The 25,786-nt window shown below is 71.4% G+C and carries 23 protein-coding genes; 12 read left to right on the top strand and 11 right to left on the bottom strand.

All coding sequences use genetic code 11. The features are described from left to right. Positions 1-84: 84 nt before the first annotated feature. Positions 85-402: a winged helix-turn-helix transcriptional regulator gene (locus SACSA_RS0116455; RefSeq protein ID WP_019818809.1), complete on the bottom strand. Its 318-nt coding sequence runs from the start codon at positions 400-402 to the stop codon at positions 85-87. A gap of 254 nt (positions 403-656) precedes the next feature. Between SACSA_RS0116455 and SACSA_RS0116450 the strand changes: the two genes are divergently transcribed. Beyond that, a complete protein-coding gene (locus tag SACSA_RS0116450; RefSeq protein WP_028661950.1) occupies positions 657-1,772 on the top strand; it encodes an oxidoreductase in 1,116 nt (371 codons plus the stop codon). Between the two features lie 348 nt (positions 1,773-2,120). On the opposite strand, the gene SACSA_RS0116445 is transcribed toward SACSA_RS0116450, so the two are convergent. The 3 genes from SACSA_RS0116445 to SACSA_RS0116435 all read right to left on the bottom strand — a co-directional run bounded on the left by SACSA_RS0116445 (position 2,121) and on the right by SACSA_RS0116435 (position 5,679). Then, positions 2,121-3,704, bottom strand: coding sequence for an MFS transporter (locus SACSA_RS0116445; protein ID WP_019818807.1), 1,584 nt, complete (start codon positions 3,702-3,704; stop codon positions 2,121-2,123). Between the two features lie 62 nt (positions 3,705-3,766). Further along, positions 3,767-4,165, bottom strand: a complete 399-nt coding sequence (locus SACSA_RS0116440) for a RidA family protein (protein ID WP_019818806.1) — start codon at positions 4,163-4,165, stop codon at positions 3,767-3,769. Between the two features lie 320 nt (positions 4,166-4,485). Then, complete coding sequence (locus SACSA_RS0116435; protein ID WP_019818804.1) at positions 4,486-5,679, bottom strand: FAD-dependent oxidoreductase; 1,194 nt, start codon at positions 5,677-5,679, stop codon at positions 4,486-4,488. Between the two features lie 94 nt (positions 5,680-5,773). Here SACSA_RS0116435 and SACSA_RS23420 point away from each other — a divergent pair, with 94 nt between their 5' ends. The 5 genes from SACSA_RS23420 (at position 5,774) to SACSA_RS0116410 (ending at position 10,798) form a co-directional block, all read left to right on the top strand. Next, positions 5,774-6,568, top strand: coding sequence for an IclR family transcriptional regulator (locus SACSA_RS23420; protein WP_019818803.1), 795 nt, complete (start codon positions 5,774-5,776; stop codon positions 6,566-6,568). Positions 6,569-6,778: 210 nt separating this feature from the next. Beyond that, positions 6,779-7,861: a cupin domain-containing protein gene (locus SACSA_RS0116425; protein WP_019818802.1), complete on the top strand. Its 1,083-nt coding sequence runs from the start codon at positions 6,779-6,781 to the stop codon at positions 7,859-7,861. Further along, complete coding sequence (locus tag SACSA_RS0116420; RefSeq protein WP_019818801.1) at positions 7,858-8,676, top strand: fumarylacetoacetate hydrolase family protein; 819 nt, start codon at positions 7,858-7,860, stop codon at positions 8,674-8,676. Before SACSA_RS0116425 ends, SACSA_RS0116420 begins: the two co-directional genes overlap by 4 nt. Before the next feature lie 37 nt (positions 8,677-8,713). Continuing rightward, the gene (locus SACSA_RS0116415; RefSeq protein ID WP_019818800.1) at positions 8,714-9,442 is read left to right on the top strand and encodes a maleylpyruvate isomerase family mycothiol-dependent enzyme; all 729 of its coding nucleotides are present in this window, start codon (positions 8,714-8,716) and stop codon (positions 9,440-9,442) included. A 129-nt stretch (positions 9,443-9,571) separates the two neighbouring features. Continuing rightward, a complete protein-coding gene (locus SACSA_RS0116410; RefSeq protein ID WP_019818797.1) occupies positions 9,572-10,798 on the top strand; it encodes an HNH endonuclease in 1,227 nt (408 codons plus the stop codon). 62 nt (positions 10,799-10,860) lie between these two features. Here SACSA_RS0116410 and SACSA_RS0116405 read toward each other — a convergent pair whose 3' ends face one another. Beyond that, positions 10,861-11,709: an SAM-dependent methyltransferase gene (locus SACSA_RS0116405; RefSeq protein ID WP_019818795.1), complete on the bottom strand. Its 849-nt coding sequence runs from the start codon at positions 11,707-11,709 to the stop codon at positions 10,861-10,863. 459 nt (positions 11,710-12,168) lie between these two features. On the opposite strand from SACSA_RS0116405, the gene SACSA_RS0116400 reads away from it, so the two are divergent. Further along, positions 12,169-13,614: an alpha-amylase gene (locus SACSA_RS0116400; protein ID WP_019818794.1), complete on the top strand. Its 1,446-nt coding sequence runs from the start codon at positions 12,169-12,171 to the stop codon at positions 13,612-13,614. A 134-nt stretch (positions 13,615-13,748) separates the two neighbouring features. On the opposite strand, the gene SACSA_RS0116395 is transcribed toward SACSA_RS0116400, so the two are convergent. From SACSA_RS0116395 to SACSA_RS0116385, 3 genes are read right to left on the bottom strand one after another with little or no spacing between them, the layout of a single operon-like run. Then, the gene (locus SACSA_RS0116395) at positions 13,749-13,946 is read right to left on the bottom strand and encodes a ferredoxin (RefSeq protein WP_019818792.1); all 198 of its coding nucleotides are present in this window, start codon (positions 13,944-13,946) and stop codon (positions 13,749-13,751) included. After that, positions 13,943-14,665, bottom strand: a complete 723-nt coding sequence (locus SACSA_RS0116390; protein ID WP_019818790.1) for a TetR/AcrR family transcriptional regulator — start codon at positions 14,663-14,665, stop codon at positions 13,943-13,945. Before SACSA_RS0116390 ends, SACSA_RS0116395 begins: the two co-directional genes overlap by 4 nt. A 7-nt stretch (positions 14,666-14,672) precedes the next feature. After that, complete coding sequence (locus SACSA_RS0116385; RefSeq protein WP_019818789.1) at positions 14,673-15,905, bottom strand: cytochrome P450; 1,233 nt, start codon at positions 15,903-15,905, stop codon at positions 14,673-14,675. Positions 15,906-16,018: 113 nt separating this feature from the next. Between SACSA_RS0116385 and SACSA_RS0116380 the strand changes: the two genes are divergently transcribed. Together SACSA_RS0116380 and SACSA_RS0116375 are read left to right on the top strand one after the other, a co-directional pair. Then, entirely contained in the window at positions 16,019-17,518 is a 1,500-nt protein-coding gene (locus SACSA_RS0116380; protein ID WP_019818788.1) for an MFS transporter, read from the top strand. Between the two features lie 58 nt (positions 17,519-17,576). Further along, positions 17,577-18,833, top strand: a complete 1,257-nt coding sequence (locus SACSA_RS0116375; RefSeq protein WP_019818787.1) for a M14 family metallopeptidase — start codon at positions 17,577-17,579, stop codon at positions 18,831-18,833. A gap of 320 nt (positions 18,834-19,153) precedes the next feature. Here the strand turns inward: SACSA_RS0116375 and SACSA_RS0116365 are convergent, their stop codons facing one another. After that, the gene (locus SACSA_RS0116365; RefSeq protein ID WP_019818785.1) at positions 19,154-20,767 is read right to left on the bottom strand and encodes a peptide chain release factor 3; all 1,614 of its coding nucleotides are present in this window, start codon (positions 20,765-20,767) and stop codon (positions 19,154-19,156) included. 581 nt (positions 20,768-21,348) lie between these two features. On the opposite strand from SACSA_RS0116365, the gene SACSA_RS0116360 reads away from it, so the two are divergent. Further along, complete coding sequence (locus tag SACSA_RS0116360) at positions 21,349-22,020, top strand: hypothetical protein (RefSeq protein WP_157596942.1); 672 nt, start codon at positions 21,349-21,351, stop codon at positions 22,018-22,020. 57 nt (positions 22,021-22,077) lie between these two features. Here SACSA_RS0116360 and SACSA_RS0116355 read toward each other — a convergent pair whose 3' ends face one another. After that, positions 22,078-22,503, bottom strand: coding sequence for a MerR family transcriptional regulator (locus SACSA_RS0116355; protein WP_019818783.1), 426 nt, complete (start codon positions 22,501-22,503; stop codon positions 22,078-22,080). Between the two features lie 142 nt (positions 22,504-22,645). After that, positions 22,646-23,458 carry a spermidine synthase family protein gene (locus tag SACSA_RS0116350; RefSeq protein WP_019818782.1) on the bottom strand — a complete coding sequence of 271 codons (813 nt, stop codon included), beginning with the start codon at positions 23,456-23,458 and terminating at the stop codon, positions 22,646-22,648. A gap of 243 nt (positions 23,459-23,701) precedes the next feature. Here SACSA_RS0116350 and SACSA_RS0116345 point away from each other — a divergent pair, with 243 nt between their 5' ends. Continuing rightward, on the top strand, positions 23,702-24,742 hold the full coding sequence (locus tag SACSA_RS0116345) for a LacI family DNA-binding transcriptional regulator (protein ID WP_019818780.1): 1,041 nt from the start codon (positions 23,702-23,704) through the stop codon (positions 24,740-24,742). After that, complete coding sequence (locus SACSA_RS0116340; protein ID WP_019818779.1) at positions 24,739-25,707, top strand: carbohydrate kinase family protein; 969 nt, start codon at positions 24,739-24,741, stop codon at positions 25,705-25,707. Before SACSA_RS0116345 ends, SACSA_RS0116340 begins: the two co-directional genes overlap by 4 nt. Positions 25,708-25,786: the final 79 nt, after the last annotated feature.

Below are 25,786 nucleotides of genomic sequence, written 5' to 3'. Positions count from 1 at the left end.
CGGCGGACGAGGCGGCCTCCGCTCGGTGACGGGCCGCCCGGCTCCGCCGAGCCGAGCGGGCACGGGTGCGCGGGGTCCGCGCGGTCACTCGTGTGCCGCCTCCGGGCTGCCGCGTTGCTCGCGGTACCAGTGGCCCCAGGACTCCAGCCTGAGGGCGATGTCCTTCAGGCTCGCCCCGGTGTCGGTCAGGCTGTACTCGACCTTCGGCGGTACCTGTGGATACACCGTCCGTACCACGATCCCGTCGGCTTCCAGCTCCCTGAGCTGTCGGGTCAGCATGCGCTGCGTGATCGACGGCATCGCCCGCCGGAGCTGCCCGAAGCGCTGCGGTCCGGCGAACAGGTGCTTCACGATGGCCATCTTCCACTTGCCGCCGACCACCTCCATGACCGCCTCGATCATGCAGTAGTCGGGCTTGTCCTCAACAGGGTCCCGCACGAGCGACCTCCGACGACGGTATACATACCGATACTACGGCACATCGAAGACTGTACTTGCGTACACGGACGTGCCAGCACGATGATCGTCGTGCCGCTGTCCCGCGCCGAGGCGGGGACGCCTCCTCGCCCGGGAGGACGTCGCGGGGGCACGACGGAAGCGTCCGTGACGATGCCGGCCCGCCGCGGTATGTGTCGTTCGACGAATCGAGGATCGTCATGTCGGATCGCGTCGCCCTGACGCCGGTGCGGATCGCGGGCCTGGAACTGCCCAACCGGGTGGCGGTGGCCCCGATGTCCCGGGTGAGCACGAGCGGGGACGGTGTGCCCACCGCCCGGATGGCCCAGTACTACGCGCGCTACGCCCACGGTGGTTTCGGGCTGGTGATCACCGAGGGCACCTACACCGACCAGCGCTACAGCCAGGCCTACCCGAACCAGCCCGCGATCGTGTCCGCCGCGCAGATCGAAGGCTGGCGGAGGGTGGTCCGGGCCGTGCACGAGGCACGGGGCCGGATCGTGCTGCAGCTCATGCACGCCGGAGCCCTGTCCCAGCACAACCGCCATCGCACGGACACGATCGCGCCGTCCGCGGTGCCCCCGGCCGGCACCAAGATGTCCGCCTACGGCGGTGAGGGGCCCTACCGGACGCCCCGCGCGGCCACCCGGTCCGAGCTCGCCGAGGCCGTCGAGGGCTTCGCGCGGTCCGCCGCCGCCGCGCGGGTGGCGGGGTTCGACGGCGTGGAGGTGCACGGCGCCAACGGCTACCTCGTCGACCAGTTCCTCACCACCTACACCAATGTGCGCGACGACGAGTACGGCGGCGACCCGCACCGCCGGGTCCGCTTCGCGACCGAGGTCGTGGGCGCCGTGCGGGAGGCGGTCGGTGCGGACTTCCCGGTCGGCATCCGGCTCTCCCAGAGCAAGGTCAACGATGTCGGCTACCGGTGGCCGGGCGGAGCGCGGGAGGCGGAGGTGATCTTCCGTGCGGTCGCCGAGGCCGGCGTCGACTACTTGCACCTCGCCAGCGAAGGACAGGACTGGGCCGACAGCGCGACGCTGGACGACGGGAGCACGGTCACGCGCCTGGCCCGGAAGACCACCGGGCTTCCCGTCATCGCCAACGGGGGGATGCACGCGCTCGGCCGGGCGCGGTCGATTCTGGCAGGCGGGGAGGCCGACCTGGTCGCGTTGGGACGCGGAGCACTCGCCAATCCCGACTGGCCCCTGCGCCTGGCGGCCGGCCGCGACCCGCGGCCGTTCGAACCGGAGATCCTGCGGCCGGACGTCACACTCGCCAGCCAGGACGCGTGGGAAGCGGCCCCGCGCCCCTGAAAGGCCCGAATGGCCCCGAGCGGCCCCGATGGCCACGTGTGCCACGACGGGTTTGCGGCCTACCGCGAGGGCGCGTCCGACCGGTTGTCCGGACCGGGACGGGATCACGACTACCGGTTGTCCGCGCGGGGGCGTGAACTGCTCGCCGATTTCGGCGTGGACCTTCCCGAGGACCCGCCGGTCCGCTACTGCGTCGATTGGACCGAGCAACGCCATCACCTCGCGGGCTACGTCGGCCGTGGGATTCTGGACCGTGTGAGAAGTGGTCCGAACCACGACAGCGCCCGCGCCCGGACCCGGTTCCACGGAAGCCGGGGCCCGGGCGCGGTACTCGCCTTCCTCGTCTTCCTAGGCTTGCGCGGACGTCGTGGCGTCGTCGTGGTCGTCCACCTCGCGCCGGTCGCGCAGCAGGCGCCAGGCCACGACCGCCATGGCGAGCAACATCGCCCCGCCGACGGATACCGCGATCGTGAATCCGTTGTGGAACGCGGTCTCGGCGGCCGAGCGCAGCGTCGCGCCGGCCTGATCGTTCAGGCGCGAGGCCACCTCCACGGCGGAACCGAGAGAGTTCTGCGCTTCCGCGAACTCCGCCGGGGGCACTCCGTCGACCGGGTGGAGCGTGATCCGGTAGATGGCGCTCAGCGCCGTACCCAGGATGACGATGCCGAGTCCGGAGCCCAGCTCGAAGGAGGTCTCCTGGATCGCGCCCGCGGCTCCGGCCCGGCTGGGGTCGGCGTTCGACATGATCGTGTCGGCGCCGAGGGTGGTCACCACGCCGGCACCGAGGCCGGTGCCCATGAGCAGCGCGACGATCGAGGCGTACCCGCTGTCGGCGCTCAGTACCGCGAGCCCGAACATCGACCCGCCGAAGACCAGCAGGCCGGTGGTGACCGCGACCCTGTTGGTGAGCGCCATCCCGATCCTCGGCGCGAACACCGCCCCGACCGCGTTGGCGACCGCCATCGGCAGCAGCGCCACCCCGGCGGCCAGCGGGGAGTAGCCCGAGATGAGCTGGAACCGCTGCGTCGCGAAGAACATCAGTGCGATGTAGCCGGCGAAGCAGACGAGGATCGAGCCGGTGGCCACGGAGAACTTCCTGTTCGCGAACAGGGACAGTTCGAGGAGTGGTTCGGTGATTCTGCGCTGGCGGAGGACGAACAGGACCAACAGGGCGATCGAGACGAGCCCGACCGCGGCGTAGGCAGGGGAGATCGCGCCGTGCTCACCGAACTGCTTGAGCGCGTATACCAGCCCGCCGAGCCCGAGGATCGACATGACGGCGCTGAGCCCGTCCCAGCGACGGCGGTGTTCGTCCCGGGACTCGGGGATCACGACCGCGCCGATGATCAGTGCCACCACCACGATCGGCACGTTGATCAAGAACACCGAGCCCCACCAGAAGTGCTCGAGCAACAGGCCCGCCGTGATCGGGCCGATCGCCGCGCCGACGCTGTGGCTGGCCGACCACAGGCCGATGGCGAAGGCGCGTTCCCGGTCGTCGGGGAACACGATCCGGATCACGGCCACCGTGGCCGCGGCCACCATCGCCGCGCCGAAGCCCAGTGCGGCGCGGGTGAGGATCAACAGTTCGGGCGCGGTGGAGAACGCCGCGCCCGCGGAGGCCAGTCCGAACACGGCGAACCCGCCGAGGAGCACCTTCTTGCGGCCGATCCGGTCGCTCAAGGTGCCGCACGTGACCAAGAACGCCGCCACCGTCAGCGCGTAGATGTCGACGATCCACAACAGTTGCGAGGTACTGGGCAGAAGGTCCTGGGACACGGTGGGCACCGCGACGTGCAGGATCGTCAGGTCCATTCCGATCAGAAGCAGGCTGACACAGAGAATGCCCAGAACCAGCCATCTGTGCCGCGCGGGGCTCGCTGGCGGGCCCTCGCCGCCGAGCGTCACGTCGGTGTCAGTGTTGTCACCCATGGGAAATCCATCTCACGAATTCGAGCACGGTCAACAAGGTCATCGCGTCGTTCGGGCGCGTGCTATCCGTTCGCCACGGCGATCGCGTCGATCTCAATCATCCACTCCGGCCTGGCAAGGGCCGAGACCTCGACGAACGAGTCGGCGGGATACGGTCGCGAGAAATGCTCGCGCCGGAGTTCGACCATGTCCGTCACGTAACGGGCGTCGGTCACGTAAATCGTCACCTTGACGACATCGGAGAGGCAGCCGCCTGCCGCCTTGAGGACCGACGCGACGTTCAGAAAGGCTTGGCGCGCCTGCGCGTCGAAATCGCCCGTTCCGACGGTGTTCCCGTATTCGTCCACGGGAGCCTGTCCCGAAACGAAGACGAAACCGTTGGCCCGGATGCCCAAGGAGATGTTCGCTTTCTCGTACCAGTCCGGGCTGGTCGTCACCCGTTGCGGGCGCGGTCTGGACACTGCTCTGCCTGCTGGGGTCATACCCGAATCGTTGGTGAACGGATCGATTCGCGCAAGTACGCACTTATTTGTCCAGTAGTATCACGATGTATACCGCGAATACGCTGGAAGAATGGTTTCGAGGGGGCCGACTCCGGCCGTCTGCCCGGCGCGGCGAGGCGGTCCGGGCTGTGGGCGAGGCGTGGCGGCCGGTGGGCGCGCGGAAGCCCGGGACCCGAGCCGGGTCCGGGCGACCGGGTCCGGCGTCTCCGCAGCCTAACGATTCCCGTCCGATTCGGGAAGTGACGTGTGAATGATTTTCGTGCGGTCCGGTGTGCCGTTCAGCGGCCGTAGAGCCAGTCGACGTGCCGGTAATCGTGGACGTCGCGGGTGGTCAGCAGTTCGTTGCGCAGGGCGCGGGCGAGGCCGTCGACGTGCCACAGCTCGCCCCACGACCGGGCCGTGCGCTGCACCTCGGCCGTGCGGGGGGCCCGCCGGTGCGTGGTCGCCTTCAGGGTGGCCGGCCAGTCCGGCAGGTCGTCGACGGTGTGCCGGGTGGCCTCGGCGGCGAGGACGTAAGCGTCCTCCACCGCCTGGTTCGCACCTTGGGCCAGGTACTGCAACATCGGGTGGGCGGCGTCGCCGAGCAGGCACAGTCGTCCGTCCACCCAGGTGCCGGTGGGTTCGCGGTCGTACATGTGCCACTGCCGGTCGCGCCACAGCGAACCCAGCGACGTGCGGACGTGCGGATGGCAGTGTACGAACGCGTCGTCGAGTTCGTCCGCGCCACCCCAGTCGCGCTCACCCCGGTCGAACGCCGGGCTGCGGAACACCGCCACCTGGTTAATCATCGTCCGCTGTCGCAGCGGGTACTGCACGAGGTGGCAGCGTGGTCCCACCCAGGAGACCACGTCGTCGAGGTCCACGTCCACGGGCATCTCTTCGAGCGGTACCGCGCCCCGGTAGGCCACGTAACCGGAGGCGACCAGATCGTCGCCGACGACGGAGCGGCGCAGCGTGGAGGTCAGCCCGTCGAGTCCGAGCGTCACCGCGCTGCGGTGCACCTCGCCGTCGGCGCAGTGGGTCAGCGCGATGTCGCCGACGGTCTCGACCGCGGTGACCGGGCGCCCGGTGCGCAGGTCGACGCCCGCCCGGGTGCACGCCTCGACCAGGACGCGGTGCAGGTCGGTGCGGTGCACGACCACGTACGGCGCCCCGTACCGCCGGTGCACCGAGGCGAGGTCGAGGTGGCTGAGTTCGTCCCCGCGCAGCGCGTCCCGAAGGACGACGCGCTTCGGCAGCACGCCCACCGCGACGATCTCGTCCAGCAGCCCCCACTCGGCCAGGATCCGGGTGGCGTTGGGCGCCATCTGCAGGCCCGCGCCGACCTCGCCGAACTCGGCGGCGCGTTCCAGCACCCGCACGGACCGTCCCGTCCTCGCCAGCGCGTAGGCGGTGGCCAGGCCGCCGATGCCGCCGCCCACCACGACGACGTCGGGCGAGTCGGCGCTGGTCGAGGTCCGGTTGTCGCTCATCGTGCGTCCCTTCTGGTCGAGGCGTCCGGGACTGGCGAGGACGCCGGGAGCACACGGTAGGCACCTGTTCGCCTGAGCAGAATACAATTCCGATATGAAGAACAGGCCTCCCTACGCGCTGGGCTCGGTCGACAACGCGCTGAGGCTGCTGCACCTGCTGCGGGACCACGGCAGCCTGCGCGTCAGCGAGGCGGCGGCCGAGCTGGGCATCGCGCGGTCCACCGCGCACAGGCTCTTGGCGATGCTGGTGTACCGGGACTTCGCGATGCAGGACGACCACCGCACGTACGTCCCCGGACCCGCGCTGACGGCGGGCCGGGTGGTGGGCCGTCCACTCGCGCGACTCCGGCGGGCGCTGGCGCCGCACATGGAGGTGCTGTGCGACCGGGTGGGCGAGACCGTCAATCTCATGGTGCGCGTCGGAACGCAGGTGCGGTTCCTGTCCACAGTGGAATCCGGTCAGGTGCTGCGCGTCGGCGATCGGCAGGGCACGATCCTGCCCGCCCATCTCGCCTCGGGTGGCAAGGCGTTGCTGGCCGAGTTGCCCGAGGACCAGCTCCGGCGCCTGTACCGGCCGGAGGCGGGCGAGGCGGAGTCCGGCGCGACGCCGGGCGAACGCACCGGGACCGAGGTCGACTGGCCCGCGCTGATCCGCGCGCTCGACGGGGTGCGGGCCCGGGGGTTCGCGCTCAACGTCGACGAGACCGAGACCGGGGTCTCCGCCCTGGGGATGTGCGTGCGCGGACGGGACCGGGAACCGCTCGCCGCGCTCTCGGTCTCCGCGCCGTCGGCGCGCTTCGACCGGGCGCGCGTCCCGGACGTGGCGCGGGAGATGGCCGGGACGGTCACGCGGGCCGAGCGGGACCTGGCGATGCTGCCCGACGGGTGAACTCCGTCCGAGGGGCTTTGGTGCCGCAGCGCACGACCTCGCGGTGGGACCCGGCTCGCCGAGCACGGCAGCCGGGTTCTCAGCCGTCCTTACGATTCCTGAGAGCGGAATTTCGTTCCGACAAGTGGAACCGCCTGCCTACGATCGCGGCGCAGGACAGGGACGTGTCCCCCGCACGGCCCGACCGCGCCCCGTACCGAGGGAGGACCCATGACCGCGACCGACCCCGGCACCGAGCAGGACCCCCGGCTCGACCGGTTGTACGCGGATTTCGCCGCCGAGCACCTCAACCCGCTGTGGACCCAGCTCGGCGACCTCATGCCCGAGCGGCCCGCACCCCGCGCGGTGCCGCACGTGTGGCGCTGGTCGACGCTGTACCCCCTGGCGCGCCGGGCGGGGGACCTCGTGCCCGTGGGCCGGGGCGGCGAGCGCCGCGCGATCGCGCTGGCCAACCCCGGACTGGGCGGCGTTCCGTACGCGAGCCCGACGCTGTGGGCGGCCATCCAGTATCTGGGCCCCCGCGAGGTCGCACCGGAACACCGGCACAGCCAGAACGCCTTCCGGTTCGTCGTCGAGGGTGAGGGCGTTTGGACCGTCGTCAACGGCGATCCGGTCGCCATGCGGCGCGGTGATTTCCTGCTCACGCCCGGGTGGAACTTCCACGGCCACCACAACGAGACCGACTCGCCGATGGCCTGGCTCGACGGGCTGGACATCCCGCTGGTCAACTACACCGACTCCGGGTTCTTCGAGTTCGGCTCCGAGCAGGTCACCGACGCGGCCACCCCGCGTGTGTCCCGTTCGGAACGTCTCTGGGCGCATCCGGGGCTGCGTCCGCTGTCCGGCCTCGACGACACACCGAACTCGCCGATCGCGGCCTACCGCTGGGAGCACACCGACGCGGCGCTGCGCGAGCAGCTCGCCCTCGAGGACGAGGGGCACCCAGCCACCGTCGAGCCCGGGCACGCCGCCGTCCGCTACAGCAACCCCACCACCGGCGGCGACGTCATGTCCACCGTCCGCGCGGAGTTCCACCGCCTGCGCGCCGGTGCCCGCACCCGGACCCGGCGCGAGGTCGGGTCGTCGGTGTGGCAGGTGTTCGACGGCGAGGGCGAGGTCGAGCTCGGCGACGTGCGGTACCGCGTGTCCACGGGCGACTTGTTCGTCGTGCCGTCGTGGGCGCGGTGGTCGCTGCGGACCGATCGCGGGTTCGACCTCTTCCGCTTCTCCGATCAGCCGGTCTTCGAGCGGCTCAACCAGTCCCGAGTGTTCATCGAGGAAGGACAGGCATGAAGCTGGCCACACTGCGCGTCGGCGGCGTGACCACGGCGGCGCGCGTCGACGGCGGTCACGCCGTCGAGTTGCCCGCGCCCGACGTCGGCACCCTGCTGCGCCGCCACGACTGGCGCGCCGAGGCCGCCGCCACCGGAGGAGCACGGCACGAGTTGTCCGGAGTGGACTACGCGCCCGTGGTGCCGGAGCCGGGCAAGATCGTGTGTGTCGGGCTGAACTACCGCAACCACATCCTCGAGATGGGCCGGGAGCTGCCCGAGTACCCGACACTGTTCGCGAAGTATCCGGAGGCGTTGATCGGCGCGCGTGACCCTGTCGTGCTCCCCGCGGCCTCCGGCGCCGTGGACTGGGAGGCCGAGCTGGCGATCGTCGTCGGAGAGCGGGTGCGGCACGCTGGCACCGCCGCCGCGGAGCGGGCCATCGCCGGGTACTCCGTGCTCAACGACGTCACCGCGCGCGACTTCCAGTACCGCACCAAGCAGTGGTTGCAGGGCAAGACCTTCGAGGCGACCACGCCGTTCGGCCCCCACCTGGTCACCACCGACGAGGCCGACCTCGATGCCGAGATCACCACGGAGGTCGACGGCGAGGTCATGCAGCGGTCGACCGTCGCGGACCTCGTGTTCGGCCCCGCCGAACTCGTCTCCTACATCTCGGGCATCCTGCCGTTGAACCCTGGCGACGTCATCGCCAGCGGCACGCCCGGCGGGGTCGGGCACGCCCGCACCCCGGCCCGGTACCTGACCGAGGGCAGCACGCTGGTGACCCGCGTGGCCGGGATCGGGGAACTGGTCAACGTCGCGAGGGCCGAATGATCCGGCCCGCGGCCCGGGACGGGAAAGGCGGGATGTCGTGACCGTGTCGACGGAGCTGGTCCGGCGGAGGTTGCTGTGGGCGCGCCGGGGTACCGCCTACTTCGCCCGTCAGCTCGCCGAGCTCGGCGACGCCGAGCTGGACGAACCGACGGCGCTGCCCGGCTGGACCCGGCGGCACCTCGTCGCGCACGTCGGCTACAACGCGCGGGCGATCGCCCGGCTGGTCGAGTGGGCCGCCACCGGCGTCGAGAACCCGATGTATGCCTCACCCGAGGCCCGTGACGCCGAGATCGAACTGGGCGCCACGCTGACGCCTGCCGCGCTGCGCAACCTGAGCGAGCACGCCGCGATCCAGCTCGACGTGCTGTGGCGCGATCTGCCGGCCGACAGGTGGGACGAGCACGTGCGCACCGCGCAGGGGCGGCTGGTGCCCGCCGCGGAGACGCCGTGGATGCGGGCGCGGGAGGTGTGGATTCACGGCGTCGACCTCGGAAACAGTGGTGACTTCGCCGATTTCCCGCCCGATGTCGTCGACGCGCTGCTGGCCGACGTGACGGCATTGTGGCAGCGCAGACAGCAGGGCCCCGCGCTGGTTCTGCGCCCGGCCGACCGCGACGTCGAGTACCGGGTCGAGCTCGCCTCGCGTGAAGGCGTGGTGGTCACCGGGTCCGCTGCCGACCTCGCCCGCTGGATTACCGGGCGGGGAGCGCGCCGCCTCCGCGCGGAGAACGCGCCGGAGGTGCCGGAGCTCGGCCGCTGGCTCTGAGGACGCAGCGTTCGCGTGCGCGTTCTGAGGACGCAGCGTCGGCGTCCGCGGGCGTCCGCGTCGTGGCCGGTCCCGGATCGCTCGATCCAGCGATGCCGCCTCCCTCGGTACGCCGCTATAGTCGAACACATGAGCGAACTGGGGGAGCGGTCGGACGACGTGCCGGAGGGCTCGGTCCTCGACCGGGTCCGGGAGTGGGGAGCGTGCCTCGCGCGGCTGGAGGCGGCGCAGTTGCGGGACATCGCGGAGTACCACCGGCGGCGCGGCGGTGCGCCGGACGTGGCCGCCGAACTCGCGTTGGCGCTGGCGCTGAGCGAGAACCAGGCACGGAGGAAACTCGATCTCGCGCTCACGCTGACGGACCGTCTCCCGCATACCCTGGCGGCCATGGAGGCCGGTCAGCTCGGCGCGGACAAGGCCGCCAAGGTGGCCGAACCGACGGCCTGTCTGTCCGATGAGCACGCCCGTGAGGTCGACGCGGCGCTGGCGGGCAGGCTCGCGGGGCGCGAGCCGGGGTGGATCCGGCGGGCGGTGACCAGGCTGGTGGCGCGCGTGGACCCCGGGGGCGCGTCCGAGCGCGCGCGGCGGCGCCGGGCCGAGCGCCGAGTGGAACTGGTGCACGGGCATGACGGGATGGCGACCCTGTTCGCCGATCTCCCCGCCGAGGTCGCCACCGCCGCGTACACCCGGATCGACCGGAGGGCCCGGGCGCTGCGTGGTCGGGGCGAACAGCGCACCACCGACCAGTTGCGTGCCGACGTGCTCGCCGACCTGCTGCTGGGCACGACGGCCGCCACCGACGTCACCGGCGGTGCCGCGTGGCCGGCGGCGGCGCGGGCGGAGGTGTTCGTCTACGTCGACCTGCCCACCCTGGCCGGGATCGCCGAGCGACCGGGCGAACTCGCCGGACACGGCCCTGTTCCGGCCCGGGTGGCACGCGAGATCGCCTTCGGCCCGCGTTCCACGTGGCGGCGGATCGTGACCGATCCGCTTACCGGCGCCCCGGTCGACGTGGGACGACGGCGCTACCGGCCTCCGGCGGTCACCGACGAGTACGTGCGCGTGCGCGACCGGCACTGCCGGTTTCCCGGATGTCATCGTCCCAGCCAGTTCGGCGACCTGGACCACGTCACCGAGTGGGGTCGCGGTCGTCGCGGCCGGACCGATACGGAGAACTTGATCGGCCTGTGCCGACGACACCACCGGCTCAAGGACGCGCCCGGCTGGACCTTCCACCTCGACCGGGCCACTCACCGTTTCACCGTGCGCGGGCCGTCGGGCCAGACCCACGGCACCGACCCCGAGCCGCTTCACCCACCACGATCGGCAGGCGGGGCCGATCCGCCACCGTTCTGACGGTGCCGCACCAGTGCTGCGTGCGCCGTGTGATCACACCGTCGCGGACTCCGCGTCCGCGTCTACGGCTTGCGGGCGACCACGCACCCGACGAGGCGCTGGGCGTCGTTGAGTGGGCGGACTTGGGGCCCGTCGGGCCACCACAGGTCACAGGCCACCACCTCGGGCGGCGATCCGGCGGCGTGGGGGATGACTTCCAGACCGGGCACCATTTCCAGGATCTGGCTGCCGGTGCGGAACACTCCCGAGCCCATCGGACTGTCGAGCATCGCGCGTTCCATCGCCCGGGCCGTGGCCGACAGCTCCGGAATTTCGGGGTCGTAGAAGTGGGACACCGCCACGAACGATCCGGACGGCAGTGGGTCGACGTAGGCGCGCATCACGTCGGCGTAGTCGTCGCCGAGATAGTGGTGGATGGTGGAGACATGCAGCAGCCCGATCGGCTCGCCGAAGTCGAGGTGCTTGCGCACGAGTTCGTGCTCGTAGACGTCGTTGGGCCGGTAGATGTCGGCGTCGGCGATCCAGGTGTGCTCGTTGTCGGCCAGCAGCGCGTTGCCGTGTGCCAGCACCACCGGGTCGTTGTCGACGTAGACCACGCGGATCTGCTCGTCGATGCGCTGGGCCACCTGGTGGGTGTTCTCGGCGGTGGGCAGGCCCGAGCCGCAGTCGAGGAACTGGGTGATGCCCGCCTGGTTGGCCAGGAACCGCACCACGCGGATGAGGAAGTTGCGGTTGCCCCACGCCATGTCGCGGACCTCGGGCGCGGCGGTCTTGATCGCGTCGAGGACCTCGCGGTCGATGGCGTAATTGTCCTTACCGCCGAGAGCGGCGTCGTACACGCGGGCGATGCTGGCCCGGTTCGGGTCCACCCCGACCGGCGTGGAGCTGGGTGCGTGCGCGGAATCGCCCATGGTCGTCTCCCGTGGCGTGTCGGACGCGGACCGTGACAAGATAGCCGGTCGCCTCGCGGGTGCGGTACCGGCGGGTGCGATGGTCGTCGGGTACGGCGCCGCGGGCCGGTCGGTGCGGCCACGCGCCTGCCGTGCGCGCGGGTGATGGGCTGACGCGGGTCGGTGGCCGTGTCCGCTCGTGCGATGTTGCGGTGTGTCCGCGCGTGCGAGGTTGCCGCGAGTCCGCTCGTGCGAAGCCGCGGCCTGGCTGCTCGTGCGAAGCGGCGGCGTGTCTGTTCGTGCACGGCGGCGACGAGTCTGTTCGTGCAAGGCGGCGATGTGTCCGCGCAGGTCGCGGCGCTGCGCCCGAGGGCCTTGCGCAACTTTCTGCAAGTTTCTTGACAGGGGTGTCGGCGGTCCGCTCTCATCGTCTGTCACCACCGGTGGCCGTCCGACTACGCGAACACGAAAGGGTCGACGATGTTCCCACGTGTCCTGGTGGCGGCCACGCTCGTGGCCGCGCTGGTGAGCCTGCCGCCGCAGGGAGCGCCACCGGCGCAGGCGGGCCCGCCCGGCGACCGCGACGTCATCGCGACGCTGTTCCAGTGGAACTGGAACAGCGTCGCCCGGGCCTGTCAGGACCAGCTCGGTCCGAACGGCTACGGCGCCGTGCAGGTGTCCCCGCCCTCCGAGCACGTGGTCCTCGGTGACGAGGGCTACCCGTGGTGGCAGGACTACCAGCCCGTCTCTTACCGGATCGACGACAACCGGCGCGGGACGCGTGCGGAGTTCGGCGCGATGGTCGAGGCCTGCCACGGTGCCGGGGTCGCGGTCTACGCCGATGTGGTGGTCAACCACATGACCGGTCAGGAGGAATGCGGTACGGGCAGCGCGGGCTCGTCGTACTGCCACTACGAGTATCCCGAGGCCGGGTACGGCTACGACGACTTCCACCACTGCGGGCGAAACGGCGACGACGACATCGCCGATTACACCGACCGCTACGAGGTGCAGAACTGCGAGCTGCTCAACCTCGCCGACCTCGATACCGGTGCGGAGTATGTCCGGGACCGTATCGGCGACTACCTCAACGACCTCTTGGCGCTCGGTGTCGACGGCTTCCGCGTCGACGCGGCCAAGCACATGGCCGCCGAGGACGTCGGCGCGATCGTGTCCCGGCTGTCCGAGCCCGCCTACGTCTACCAGGAAGTGCTCTACGGCGCGGGTGAGCCGGTCACCCCGGACGAGTACCTAAGCAACGGCGACGTCTACGACCAGCGCTACGCCCGGGACCTCGCCCGGATCTTCAATGCGGAACGGCTGGCCTACCTGGAGAACTTCGGCACGGCCGTGCCCTCCGACCAGGTCGTTGCCTTCGTGGACAACCACGACAGCCAGCGTGAGGGCACTACGATGAGCTTCCACGACGGCGACCGGTACGCGCTGGCGAACGCGTTCATGCTCGCCTGGCCGGTGGGCACGCCGAAGGTGATGAGCAGTTACTCCTACGACGACTTCGACGCGGGCCCGCCGTCCGACGGCTCCGGTCGCACGTCCGACGCCGACTGCTCCTCGGCGGCCTGGCAGTGCGAGCACGACTGGCGGCCGATCCGCAACATGGTCGGGTTCCGCAACGCGGTGGGCGACGCACCGGTCGTGCACTGGTGGGACAACGGCAACGACGTCATCGCGTTCGGACGCGGCGGCGACGGCTACGTCGTGCTCAACGACGAGACCGGACCGGTGACAGGGCGTTGGTTCGAGACCGACCTGCCCGAGGGCACCTACTGTGACGTGCTGCACGGTGACGTCGTCGACGGCGGTTGCACCGGCCCGTCCTACCGGGTCGACGCCAACGGCTGGTTCCGGGCCGACGTCGGCGCCCGTGACGGCGTGGCCCTGCACACCGGGGCACGGGTGAGCTAGCCCGCGGCCCGGATCGCGAACGGCTCCGGCGACGTGGAACGACCCCGAAACGGGGCGGCTCCACGTCGCCGCCGTCACGCACGGTCGGCGGGCAGGCTACGGCACAACACCTGTTCGGACAGTGGTGGCCCGGCTCAGTCGTCGCCGACCCGGATCGCCCGCGCCGGGCACACGTCGGCGGCTTCCCGCGCCGTCGCGTGCAGAGACTCCGGCGGGTGCGCGTCGAGCAGGACCACGATGCCGTCGTCCTCACGCTGGTCGAACACCTCGGGTGCGAGCAGGACGCACTGGCCCGCACCACAGCACTTGTCCTCGTCGACGCTGATGTTCACCGTGCTCTCTCCTCCGTGTCTCGGATGTGGTCGGTGTGCCCGGGGTCCCGGGAGGCGCCGCGGGGCCGGTCGTGCCCACCGGTGTGGGTGGTCACCGGGGCCACCCACAATCCCGTGATGCCGTCGACCAGGCCGTTCGCGGCCTCCTGCCAGCTCGCCCGTGGCGTGAGCGTGCCGTCGGCCAGAGCGCGTTCTCGCTCGGCGCACATGTGCACGATCAGGTGCCGCGCCATCACGCCGCGTTCGAGATGCACGTCGAGGGGCAGCTCGGGCAGGCACTGGTTGAGCCGGTCGAGCAGGTACGTCAGCGAGGGCCCGCTCATCGCCTCCTCGGACATGGCGGTGCGCAACGTGGGGTCGCTCATGACCTGGGCGCCGAAGCGCGCGAACCACGTCGGCACGCCGAGGGCGGCGAGGTGGTCGACCACGGGATGGACCAGGCAGGCCACCCAGTCGCGGACCTCGGTGCTCCCGTCGGCCTCGGCCACTCGCTCCGCGCGGCGTCGTTCGATGGGCACGGAGTGCCTGCGCACGATGGCGCGGACAAGGTCGCTCTTCCCGCCGAAGTGGTAGCCGACGGCGGTGTTGTTGCCCTGCCCTGCGGCCTCGCTGATCTGCCGGTTGGACACCGTGTAGACGCCGTGTTCGGCGAAGAGCCGCTCCGCCGTGACCAGGATCGCCTCCCGGGTGTCCTCGGCGCGGTGGGTCCGTGCTGACATCGTCCGGTCACCACCGCACCGGCACGGTGGCCAGTCCGCCGACGACCAAGCCCTCGACCCGCTGGAGGTCGGCGGCGTGCACCGCCAGCTCCAGCGACGGCAGACGCCGCAGGAGCACCTCGAGTACCGTCTGCAACTCGGTGCGTGCCAGTGACTGGCCCAGGCAGGAGTGCGGCCCGGCTCCGAAAGCCAGGTGCGGGTTGGGGCTGCGAGCCAGGTCCATCTCCCCGGCCTCGGAGAACGTGCGCTCGTCGCGGTTGGCCGCGGCCATACTGCACATCACCGTCGTACCTGCCGGGATGGTTCCGCCGGAGATCTCGGCATCCTCGGGTATGTAGCGGGGCATGCCGATGCCGGGGTTGGCGTCGAACCGCAGCGCCTCCTCGACCGCGGTACGGACCAGCGCGCCATCGGTGAGCAGCCGTTCCCACCGGCTCCGGTCGGCCAACAACATGCCGACCATCTTGCCGATCATGTTCGCGGTTGTCTCGTGCCCGGCCACCAGGAGTGCTTTGCCCGTGGCCACCAGTGCCGCGTCGGACATGCCGGGGCCGGACTCGGAACCTTCGGTGGCGAGCATGCTGAGCAGGTCCTCGCCCGGCTCGGCCCGTCGCGCGGCGACGTGGCCGGTCATGTACTCGGTGAACGCCGCCTGCGCGGCGTCGATCTCCGCCTGGTCGTAGCGGGTGAGATTGAGCAGGGTGTCGGACCAGTAGGAGAAGCGGTCCCGTTCGGAGTCGGGAACGCCGAGGAGATCGCAGATCACCCACACCGGAAGCGGGAAGCCGACCGCGGCCTTGAGGTCCGCGGGCGCTCCCCGGTCGACCATGGCGTCGACGAGATGGTCGGTCATCGTCTCGATCCGGGGTTTCACCGCGGCCATGCGCCGGGCCGTGAACCACTTCGCGACCGAGCGCCGCCACCGCAGGTGTCCCTCGCCGCTCTGCGGGAGCGTCGCGGCCATCGAGTCGTTGAACACCCCGCCCGACTCGGTGTCGGCGACGCGGGCCGCGCCCTCGGCGTTGAGCTGCCTGCTGAACCGGGGATCGGCCAGCACCCGCCGGACGTCGTCGTAGCGGGTGAGTAGCGACGCCTCGTCTCCACTGGGCAACCGCACCCGCGCGACGGGGCACGAGCCCCGCAGTCGCGCCCACTCCGGTGGGGGTTCGAGCGCGGCGGGACTCGGCAGGGGGTAGTGCAGTGCGTGCTCGCCACTCTGCTCGTGCTGGCCTCGGCTCATGGGCGGGCCCTCCTCGTGTGGGGTGGTGATCCGCCACCAGTGAACCGCGATCCGTTAGAGTCAGTCAATTGATTGACTTAAATCCGCATTCGTGGCCCGATCGGAGGTACTCCGTGCCCGCTGAGCCCGCGCGCCCCGCCGACCGCGAGAACGCGGCCGTACCCAGACCCGGCACACTGGTCGCGGTGCTGGCGATGTCCGGCATCGTCGTCTCGCTCATGCAGACCTTCATCATCCCCTTGGTGCCCGAGCTGCCCCGGCTGCTCGACGCGTCGGTGTCGGACACGTCGTGGGCGGTCACGGCCACCCTGCTCGCCGCGGCGGTCGCCACGCCGACCATGGGGCGGCTCGGCGACATGTACGGCAAGCGGCGCATGCTGCTGATCAGCCTGAGCACACTGGTGGCCGGGTCGGTGCTCTGCGCGGTGAGTGACAGCGTGGCCGTCCTGGTGGCCGGGCGCGCGCTTCAGGGACTTTCGGCGGGGGTCATCCCGCTCGGCATCAGCATCATGCGCGACGAACTACCCGCCGAAAGGCTCGCCTCGGCCACCGCGCTGATGAGCGCGTCCCTCGGCGTGGGCGGTGCGCTCGGCCTGCCCGCCGCCGCGTTCCTCGCCGAGAGCACCGACTGGCACGTGCTGTTCTGGACCGCTGCCGGATTCGGGGCGGTGGCCGCCCTGCTCGTGGGCACGGTCGTGCCGGAGTCGTCCCGCCGGACCGGCGGACGCTTCGACCTCGTCGGTGCGCTCGGGCTGTCCGTGGCGCTGGTCTGCCTGCTGCTGGCGATCTCCAAGGGCGCCGACTGGGGTTGGGGTAGCGTGCCGACCACGGGCCTGTTCGCCGTGGCCGTCGTCGTGCTCGCGGTGTGGGGACGCTGGGAACTGCGCACCGCCCGGCCGCTGGTGGATCTGCGGGTCGCCGCGCGTCGCCAGGTGCTGGTGACGAACGCCGCCTCGACGGTGTTCGGCTTCGCCATGTTCGCGATGTCGCTCGTGCTGCCGCAACTGCTCCAGCTTCCCGTCGCGACGGGATACGGACTTGGACAGACCATGCTCGTGGTCGGTCTGGTGATGGCGCCGTCCGGACTGGTGATGATGGCGATGTCTCCGGTGTGCGCGCGGATCTCGGCGGCACGGGGGCCGAAGGCGACGCTCATGGTCGGCGCTTTCGTGGTGGCCTGTGGCTACGGGCTCACCATGGCACTGATGTCCGAGGTCTGGCACCTGGTGGCGGTCTCCTGCGTGATCGGCGCCGGGATCGGCCTGTCCTACGGTGCGATGCCCGCCCTGGTGATGGCGGCCGTCCCGGTGTCGGAAACGGCCGCCGCCAACAGCCTCAACACGCTGATGCGGTCGGTCGGCACGTCGGTCTCCAGCGCCGTGGTGGGGGCGGTGCTGGCCCAGATGACGGTCTCGCTCGGTGGTGCGGCGCTGCCGTCACAGGCGGGACTGCGTGTCGTGATGGGGATCGGCGTGGTGACCGCGCTCGCCGCCTTGGCGCTGGCGTTGTTGCTGCCCGGAACGCGGTCCACGTCCGCGCGGACCCGGGACACCGCCGAGCGCTCCGGCGCGCGCGCAGGGCGGGAGAAGCCGGCCCCGGCGTCGAGTGGATGACCGCGTTCCCCACTTTCGGCGGTTGTCAGTGGTTTCCCACCCCGAGACTCTGGTCGGCATGCGCCGAACACGTCGAGCACTCGCCACTGTCGGAGGTCTGGTCCTGCTCGCCACCGTCGCCGCGCCGGCCGTGGCGCAGCCGTCCGGGGAGCGCGGACTGTACGAGGCACACGCGGCCGATGCCGAGCAGCGTACGGAACTGGTGCGGGCCGGTGTGGACGTGCTCGGCGTCCGGGACGGCACCGTCACGATGATCGCGACCGCCGGGCAGGCGCGGGACCTGCGTGCCGACGGATTCGATCTCGACCGGATCGGCGATGTCGACCGGATGCTCGCCGAACGCGGCACGGGGACGCGCGCGGCCGCCGACGAGTTCCCCCCGGGCGACGAGGACTACCACACCTACTCCGAGCTCACCGACGAACTCCAGCGGACCGAGGCCGACCACGGCGACATCGCACGACTGTCCAGTGTGGGCGAATCGTACGAGGGACGTTCCCTGCACCTGATCAAGATCAGTGACAACGCCGCGCGCGACGAGGACGAACCCGAGGTCCTGTTCACCTGCAACCAGCACGCGCGCGAGCACCTGACCACCGAGATGTGCCTGCGCATCGTGCAGCGGTTCACCGACGACTACGGCAGCGACCCGACGGTCACCGAGCTGGTCGACACCCGCGAGATCCTGGTGATCCCCACGGTCAACCCGGACGGGGCCGAGTACGACATCTCCGGCGGGAGCTACCACGGTTGGCGCAAGAACCGGCAGGGCTCGGGCACCGACCTGAACCGCAACTGGGGCTACCAGTGGGGTTGCTGCGGCGGGTCGAGCGGATGGCCCTACAGCGACACCTACCGGGGCTCGTCGCCGTTCTCCGCGCCGGAGACCAGGGCCGTGGCCGACTTCGTTGACTCCCGGGTGGTCGACGGCACCCAGCAGATCACCGCGCACCTCGACTTCCACAGCTACTCCGAGCTGGTGCTGTGGCCCTACGGCTACACCTACGACGACACCGCCGAGGGCATGACCCGTGCGGAGGCCGACCGCTTCCGCGACGTCGGCGAGCGCATGGCGGCGAGCAACGGCTACACCCCGCAGCAGTCGAGCGACCTCTACATCACCGACGGGTCCGTCAACGACTGGATGTGGGGCGAGCACAAGATCTTCAGCTTCACCTTCGAGATGTACCCGGCCAGTGCCGGTGGCCTCGACGGCTTCTATCCGCCGGACGAGCGGATCGGCCCTGAGACCCGGCGCAACGACGAGGCCGTGGACATCCTGCTGCGCGAGGCGGGCCGGGGCGCGGCGGCCTGACCGGTCGGCTCCGACGGCGACCGGTCAGGACAGTCACCGCCGTCCGGGCGGCACGGGCGGCAGTGTGGGAACCAGCGCGGCGCTCAGCACCACCGCCAGCGGAAGCAGCGTGAGCACGAGCAGCACCGGCCGGTAACCCGCCGCGACGTCGTGTCCGAGCGCGACGAACAGGGACGAGCACGCGGTCGGAGAAGCACTCGGCCAGCCAGCCCAGTGCGAAGGTGGCGATCAGCCCGGCGCTCGTCTGCGGCAGGATGACGCGGGGGCGTACGCCTTTCCGGGTGCGGTCGCGGTCGTGGTCCCGGTGGACACGATGCGGCTCAGGTGCCTTCGGCCACCAGGGGTTCCAGCGCGAGGTCCGGGTGACTCCGCAACAGGATGCGCATGCTCATCTCGTCGTGGAACAGGGCGAGGTCGGTGCCGTCGGTCCGGGTCAGGACCTCGCTGGTGCGTGCGGCGTCGATGACGCCGCGCTGCTCCGGGTCGGCCAGCTTGCGCACCGCGGAATAGGGCAACCGGTCCAGGCGGACCGGCGAGTGGAACTCGTGCTCCATGCGGTGGGCGGCGACCTCGAACTGCATCGGCCCGACGGCGGCGAACACCGGCGATGCGTCTCCGCGCAGGTCCGAGGTCAGTACCTGGATCACGCCCTCGGAGGCGAGCTGGTCGACTCCCTTGCGGAACTGCTTGGCCTTGGACAGATCGGCCGGGCGGGCGACGGCGAAGTGCGCGGGCGCGAAGCTGGGCAGGCCGGGGAAGCGCACGGCCGGCTTGCCGGTGTAGAGCGTGTCGCCGACGCGCAGTGCGGTGGCGTTGACCAGGCCGATGACATCCCCGGGGTAGGCGGTCTCCACGGTCGAACGCTGCTGGCCGAAGACCTGGTGGGCGTACTTGGTGGCGAACGGGCGTTTCGTGGTGGCATTGGTGACGACCATTCCCCGCTCGAACACTCCGGAACACACTCGGGCGAAGGCCACCTGGTCCCGGTGGGCGGGGTCCATCCCGGTCTGCACCTTGAACACGAAGGCCGAGAAGTCGGCATCCAACGGGCGGTCGCGCCCGTCGACGTCCGGACGCGGTTCCGGGCGCGGGGCCAGCTCGACGAGCAGGTCGAGCAGGTGCCGGACGCCGAAGTTGCGCACCGCGGCACCGAAGAGCACCGGGGTGGCCGAGCCGTCGAAATACCGCGCCGGATCGAAGGCACCATCCGAACTGGACAGCAGTTCGGCCTCTTCCGTGGCCCGGGTCCAGTCCGGCCCCACATCGGCCTCCGCGCTCCGCCCGGAAAGGCGCTCCTCGGCGGCCAGCGTCGCCCCTCCTGCCGTCGGCGCGTAGCGCACGAAGTCGCCGCCGGTCACGTCGTAGACCCCGCGGAACTGGCCGGCCACGCCGACGGGCCAGGTCAGCGGCATCGGCTGCAACCCGATCCGCTCGATCAGCTCGTCACACAGCTCCAGCGCCTCGCGGCCGGGCCGATCCCACTTGTTGATGAACGTGATCACCGGGATGCCCCGGTGACGGCAGACGTCGAAGAGCTTCAAGGTCTGCGGTTCGAGTCCCTTGGCCGCGTCCAGCAGCATCACCGCGGAATCCACCGCGGAGAGCACGCGGTAGGTGTCCTCGGAGAAGTCCGCGTGGCCCGGCGTGTCGAGCAGGTTGATCACCGAGTCGCCGTAGGCGAACTGGAGAGCGGCCGAGGTGATCGAAATGCCCCTGGTGCGCTCCATGGACATCCAGTCCGACACCACGCCCGCGCGCCCGGCCTTGCCGTGCACCGCGCCTGCCTCCGAGATGACCCGTGCGTGCAGCGCCAGCGCCTCGGTCAAGGTGGACTTGCCCGCGTCCGGATGACTGATCACCGCGAACGACCGTCGGCGACGCGCCTCGGTCAGCACGCCGGAGCCGTCGGTCGCGACCGTGTGCTCAGCTGTCATGCGGGCCTCCGTCCTCGCTGTCGCCCTGCCGCCTCAACTCTACCCTCGCGTCACAGTATGCTTTCCGGCGGCGGTGGGCCGGGTTTCGGACGCGCTCGCGGCCCACCGCCCCTTCCACGTCCCCGCGCTCGGAGGATGACCGACCTCATGACACCGCGACTCTCACGCGACGGGATGTTCTCGCGAAGTGCGGGATCGCACCGGCGGTCGCTACGGGCCGGTCACTCGCACGAGATCAGCGACGTGGCTTCCGGGCGTCCGGCGCGACCACGGAGGTGGCGAGCCGCCGTACTCGACCACCCGTTGACTCGCCGTGGCTGCGCCGTGCCGGTTCGATCGCGCGAATCGCCGATCCCGTACCCTCGCAGAGCGCAGCCAGACAGCCAGGAGTAGCGAAGTCGCGAGGTGGTTACCCGTACGGGTGGCGACCCACTGGGCCGTCCGCGCACGAACGCGTCGCACAAGACACAGTCGCAGAACACACAGTCGGACGAACGAAACGGAGTACTGTGCTCACTCGCGGACACGAACTCACGACCCACAGGCCGGCCGCGCGGGCCGGTGGCCGCGGAACCACGTCCGTGCGGGACGCCGTCGAGCACGTGCTGGACACCGCCGGGCGACCTCCGGCGGACGGGCGGAACGGGACCGTGGCCCTGTTGCGCGGGTTCGACCGGGACAGCCGGGAGTTGCGCGACGCGACGCGCGCGGTGGCCCGGCGGCACGGCTGGTCGCTGGTCGACCTACCCATGGTGCCGCGCGTCGGCCGCATGCCCGTTGCCGACGACGTGCAGCTGGTCGTGGTCGCACGCCCGTCGTTGCGTCGGCTGGCCGAGCGGTGCGCCGCCTACTGGCGTGCGAGCGTGCTCGAGCCGGAGGCGGTCACGGCCGATCCGTGGCACTGGAGCCACCGGGCGGCCACGGCCGTCGACCTCATCACCCCGGAGGGCGGCCGGGACAGCATCGCCTCCCGGCTCGACCTGAGCGGTTCCCTCGCCTACGGCGTGTCCGGCTCCGCGCGCACGGCGGCGACGGAGCTCTCGGTCGAGGTGTCCGACAGCGGCGTCGTCGTGCGCTATGCGGGCGAGGCAGGCCGCGGACTCCGGTACCCGCGCGGCGGGTCGCTCACGATCACCCTCGACGAGCCCGCACGGGGCACCCTCGACGGCGACCCGCACCTGTTCGCGCCGGGCCGCTACCAGCTCACCCGCAGGAGGCGCGCGTTCGACCGGATCGTGGTCGAGACAGTCTGAACCGGACGCTGTGTCGAGCGCTCGTACAGACGGGTGCCCTGCCGCGCGCCGCGGCGTTCAGCGGCGCGCGGCCGACCTGGCGGGGGCGTTCTCCGGTTCCTCCCGCCGGGCCGCGCGCAGCCGTACGCGCAGCATCGTGGTGAACTCCTCGACCCGGTGCAGCTGCGTGCGCATCTCCTCGCAGCGGCGCTCGGCCAGCTCGGCGAACTCGGTCAGGCGGGCGTCGGGGTCGGCCACCGCGGGGGAGTCCGGCGTGGGGTCCAGGATCGCGAGCAACTCGCGCATCTGCTCAAGGTGAAGGCCCAACGGCTTCATGCTCCGCGTGAGCGTGAGCCGGTCGACGTCGGCTTGCGTGTAGAGCCGGAAACCACCCTGGCTGCGGGCGCTCGGCACGACCAGACCGACCTCTTCGTAGTAGCGGATCGTGCGCAGCGACAGGCCGGTGCGCTCGGCGACCTCCCCGATCTGCATCCGCTCGCTCACGCCGCGTCCTTTCCTCCGAGAGCGGGTCCGGTGCCGTCGGCGACCCGGCACGGTGACCGGGCGCGCCGCGAGGTTCCCCCGCGCCGAAGGGGCTCGCACGGACGGGACCTTCCCGTGACTCTACCTCGACGTGAGGATCCGGTCAGGTCGCGACCGGGGAGCCGGCGATGTAGAGGGTGCTGGTCGCCTCGCGGTCCTGGAACGGGTTGGCGAAGCGCACCACCTCCGCGCGCGCCCGCGCGAACCGCCGGGTGAGCAGCGCGGTGAACTCGTCGTCGGGCGGGTCGTTGGACCACAGCGCGAACACCCCCTCGGGACGCAGCCGGGTGCCCAGCGCGCGCAGGCCCTCGTCGGAGTAGAAGTCGGCGTGGCCGGGGTCGAGCAGGTGCCGGGGGGAATGGTCGATGTCGATAAGCACCGCATCGAACCGGCGGCCCGGTCCCTCGGCGCCGGACCGGCGCTCCGGCGCGTCGGTGTCGGGCGGGTGCCCGGGCGGGTCCGGGTCGAACGGGGCGCCGGTGCGGACAAGTTCGAAGAAGTCGCCGTGCACCAGACGGCAGCGCGGGTCCGCCGACAGGCGTGTCCCCGCGGGAATCAGCCCTCGCTCGTGCCACTCGATGACCTCGGCGAGCGCGTCGATGACCACGAGCGAGCGCACCGCGGGCTCGTCGAGCACGGCCAGCGCCGTATAGCCGAGCCCGAGTCCGCCCACGGCCACGTCCAGCTCGGCGCGGCCGGACACTCCTGCGCTGCCGGAGAACTCCGCGCGGCCGGACAGCTCCGCCACTCCCCGGCGTCCCAGTTCGGTCTCGGAGACGGTGAACAGGCTGGACATGAGGAACTCGTCACCGAGCTTGATCTCGTGGACGTCCCGCTCGACCGTGGGGTCCCAGCGGCGGCGCAGGACGAGATCGCCCAACGGCGTCCGCCGCCAGTCGAGTTCCGAGAATCGCACGTGTACCCGCTCTCGTCGGCGTGACCGACCGGTCGGCCGGTCGGGGCAGCATAGTGGCGCCGCCGCGAACCCCGCGCGGTACGGGGACCCGCGCGTGCCGCCGCGAGCGCGCTGTCCGCGACGACGAGCGAGGTAACGGCGCGGTAACGACCAGGGGGTCAGGTCTGGACACGCTCCTGTGGTCTCGCGCATAGTCCTGTCAATCGTTTGACGCATCAAACGTTTGACGCGCTGGGAGGACTGGTGTCGAAGGTGACGCTGCGGGAGGTCGCGGCCCGCGCGCGGGTGTCGGTGTCGACCGTGTCGCTCGTGCTCAACGACCGCGATGGCGGCCGGGTCAAACCCGCGCTGAGCCGTCGGGTGCGCGCGGCGGCCGAGGAGCTCGGGTACGCACCGAATCTGCTCGCACGGGGACTGCGCACGAGCCGGACCCAGACGATCGGGCTGATCTCCGACCGCGTCGCCAGCACCCCGTTCGCCGGGCGGATGCTCGCCGGTGCGCAGAACGCGGCGTGGGAGACGGGCAGGTTGCTGCTGTTGGTGGACTCCGGCGGCGACGTCGAGATGGAACAGGAGGCCGTCGGTGCGCTGGTGCAGCGCAACGTGGACGCGCTGATCTACGCGTCGATGTATCACCGGGAGGTGGAACTGCCCGCCGTGCCCGCCGCGTTGCCGCTGGTGGTGCTGGACGCCCGCCCGGCCGAGGACGGCCCGGACGTGTCCTGGGTGGTGCCGGACGAGGAGGGCGGAGCCCGCGCGGCGGTGAGCGCTCTGCTCGACGCCGGGCACACCCGCATCGGGTACTGCACCGACACCGCCGACGTGCCCGCCGTGCACGCGCGTCTGCGCAGCTACCGGGAGACTCTCGCCGAGCGCGGCGTGCGCCCCGAGCCCGGCCTGGTGTCCGAGGTGGACGGCAGCGACGCCGAGGAGGGACGCCGGTCGGCCGCGCGGCTGCTGTCGTCGCCGGAGCCGCCGACCGCGTTGTTCTGCTACAACGACCGGATGGCCATGGGCGCCTACCGTGCGGCCCGCGAGTTCGGCCTGCGCATTCCCGAAGACCTCTCGGTCGTCGGGTTCGACGACCAGGAGCACGTGGCCGACGGTCTGGCGCCCGGCCTGACCACGGTGGCGCTGCCGCACTACGAGATGGGGGAGTGGGCCGCCCGCCGGGTGCTGGAACACCTGTCCGGTGAGGCCGGGGTGGTGACGCGGCACCAGCGGATGCCGTGCCCGCTGGTGCCCCGCGAATCGGTGGCCTCGCCCCGGGTGATGCGCTCGTGAGCGCGGCGCGGGAACCGGTGGTGGCCGTGGCCGGAGAGGCCATCGTGGACCTGCTGGTCGGCGAGGACCCGAGGCACCCCGTCGCGGCTCCGGGCGGCGGCCCGGCCAACACCGCGATCACGCTCGGCCGGCTCGGCACACCCGTGACCTTCCTCGGTCGTTTCGGCGACGACCGGTTCGGCGCGCTGCTGCGCGAGCACCTGCGGGACAACCGGGTGGACCTCGGGCACGCCGTCGCCGCTCCCGAGCCCGCAAGCCTGGCCGTCGTGACGGCCGGTGCCGCCCACGACGTCACCTACGGCTTCCACGTCACGGGCACCGCCGACTGGCACTGGTCGGCCGCCGAACTCCCCGCTCTGCCGGAGTCGGTGCGCGCGGTGCACACCGGCTCGCTCGCGCTGGCGCTGCCGCCGGGAGCCGACGTGCTCGCCCGGTGGTTCACCGAGTGCCGGGCGCGGCACGTGACCAGCCTGGACCCGAACATCCGGCCAGCGCTGGCCGGGTGCCGCGCCGGGTACCGGCAGCGCCTCGAGGCTCTGGTGGCCGCCTCGGACGTGGTCAAGGTCAGCGCCGAGGACCTGGCCTGGGTGTATCCGGGCGAGGACCCCGTGGTGGCGGCCGAGCGGTGGCGGCGTGACCTGGGCCCGGTGCTGGTCGTGGTCACACTCGGCGGCGACGGCGCCGTCGCGGTCCACGCGGGACGGACCGTACGGGTGCGGGCCCGCACCATGCCGGTGGCCGACACCGTCGGAGCCGGGGACGCGTTCAGCGGCGGGCTGCTCGACTGGCTGTCCACTCAAGACTGCCTGGACCGTGCGCGGCTGCGCGGGCTCTCCCGGACCGAGCTGGAACGCGCGCTGGCCCACGCCGGCCTGGTCGCCGGACTGACCTGCACCCGGCCCGGCGCGCAGCCGCCGTGGCGCACCGAGATCGCCACCGGCCCGGGTGAGGAGGCCCGGGCCTGATGGGGAGAGGAGAACGCATGTCCGAGCCGGAGCACGTCGTCGATCGCAGAACCGTGCTGAGGACCTCCGTCGTCTCGTA

The organism is Saccharomonospora saliphila YIM 90502 (genome assembly GCF_000383795.1).
Taxonomy (GTDB): Bacteria; Actinomycetota; Actinomycetes; order Mycobacteriales; family Pseudonocardiaceae; genus Saccharomonospora; species Saccharomonospora saliphila.
The sequence above is the reverse complement of the archived record's forward strand: the minus strand, read 5'-3'. Positions and strand labels throughout refer to the sequence as shown.

What these genes read in the sequence shown, in the direction of transcription:
- SACSA_RS0116455 (WP_019818809.1), bottom strand. Translation starts at nt 402, where the DNA reads ATGATCGAGGCGGTCATGGAGGTGGTCGGCGGCAAGTGGAAGATGGCC.
- SACSA_RS0116450 (WP_028661950.1), top strand. Translation starts at nt 657, where the DNA reads ATGTCGGATCGCGTCGCCCTGACGCCGGTGCGGATCGCGGGCCTGGAA.
- SACSA_RS0116445 (WP_019818807.1), bottom strand. Translation starts at nt 3,704, where the DNA reads ATGGGTGACAACACTGACACCGACGTGACGCTCGGCGGCGAGGGCCCG.
- SACSA_RS0116435 (WP_019818804.1), bottom strand. Translation starts at nt 5,679, where the DNA reads ATGAGCGACAACCGGACCTCGACCAGCGCCGACTCGCCCGACGTCGTC.
- SACSA_RS23420 (WP_019818803.1), top strand. Translation starts at nt 5,774, where the DNA reads ATGAAGAACAGGCCTCCCTACGCGCTGGGCTCGGTCGACAACGCGCTG.
- SACSA_RS0116425 (WP_019818802.1), top strand. Translation starts at nt 6,779, where the DNA reads ATGACCGCGACCGACCCCGGCACCGAGCAGGACCCCCGGCTCGACCGG.
- SACSA_RS0116420 (WP_019818801.1), top strand. Translation starts at nt 7,858, where the DNA reads ATGAAGCTGGCCACACTGCGCGTCGGCGGCGTGACCACGGCGGCGCGC.
- SACSA_RS0116410 (WP_019818797.1), top strand. Translation starts at nt 9,572, where the DNA reads ATGAGCGAACTGGGGGAGCGGTCGGACGACGTGCCGGAGGGCTCGGTC.
- SACSA_RS0116405 (WP_019818795.1), bottom strand. Translation starts at nt 11,709, where the DNA reads ATGGGCGATTCCGCGCACGCACCCAGCTCCACGCCGGTCGGGGTGGAC.
- SACSA_RS0116400 (WP_019818794.1), top strand. Translation starts at nt 12,169, where the DNA reads ATGTTCCCACGTGTCCTGGTGGCGGCCACGCTCGTGGCCGCGCTGGTG.
- SACSA_RS0116390 (WP_019818790.1), bottom strand. Translation starts at nt 14,665, where the DNA reads ATGTCAGCACGGACCCACCGCGCCGAGGACACCCGGGAGGCGATCCTG.
- SACSA_RS0116385 (WP_019818789.1), bottom strand. Translation starts at nt 15,905, where the DNA reads ATGAGCCGAGGCCAGCACGAGCAGAGTGGCGAGCACGCACTGCACTAC.
- SACSA_RS0116375 (WP_019818787.1), top strand. Translation starts at nt 17,577, where the DNA reads ATGCGCCGAACACGTCGAGCACTCGCCACTGTCGGAGGTCTGGTCCTG.
- SACSA_RS0116365 (WP_019818785.1), bottom strand. Translation starts at nt 20,767, where the DNA reads ATGACAGCTGAGCACACGGTCGCGACCGACGGCTCCGGCGTGCTGACC.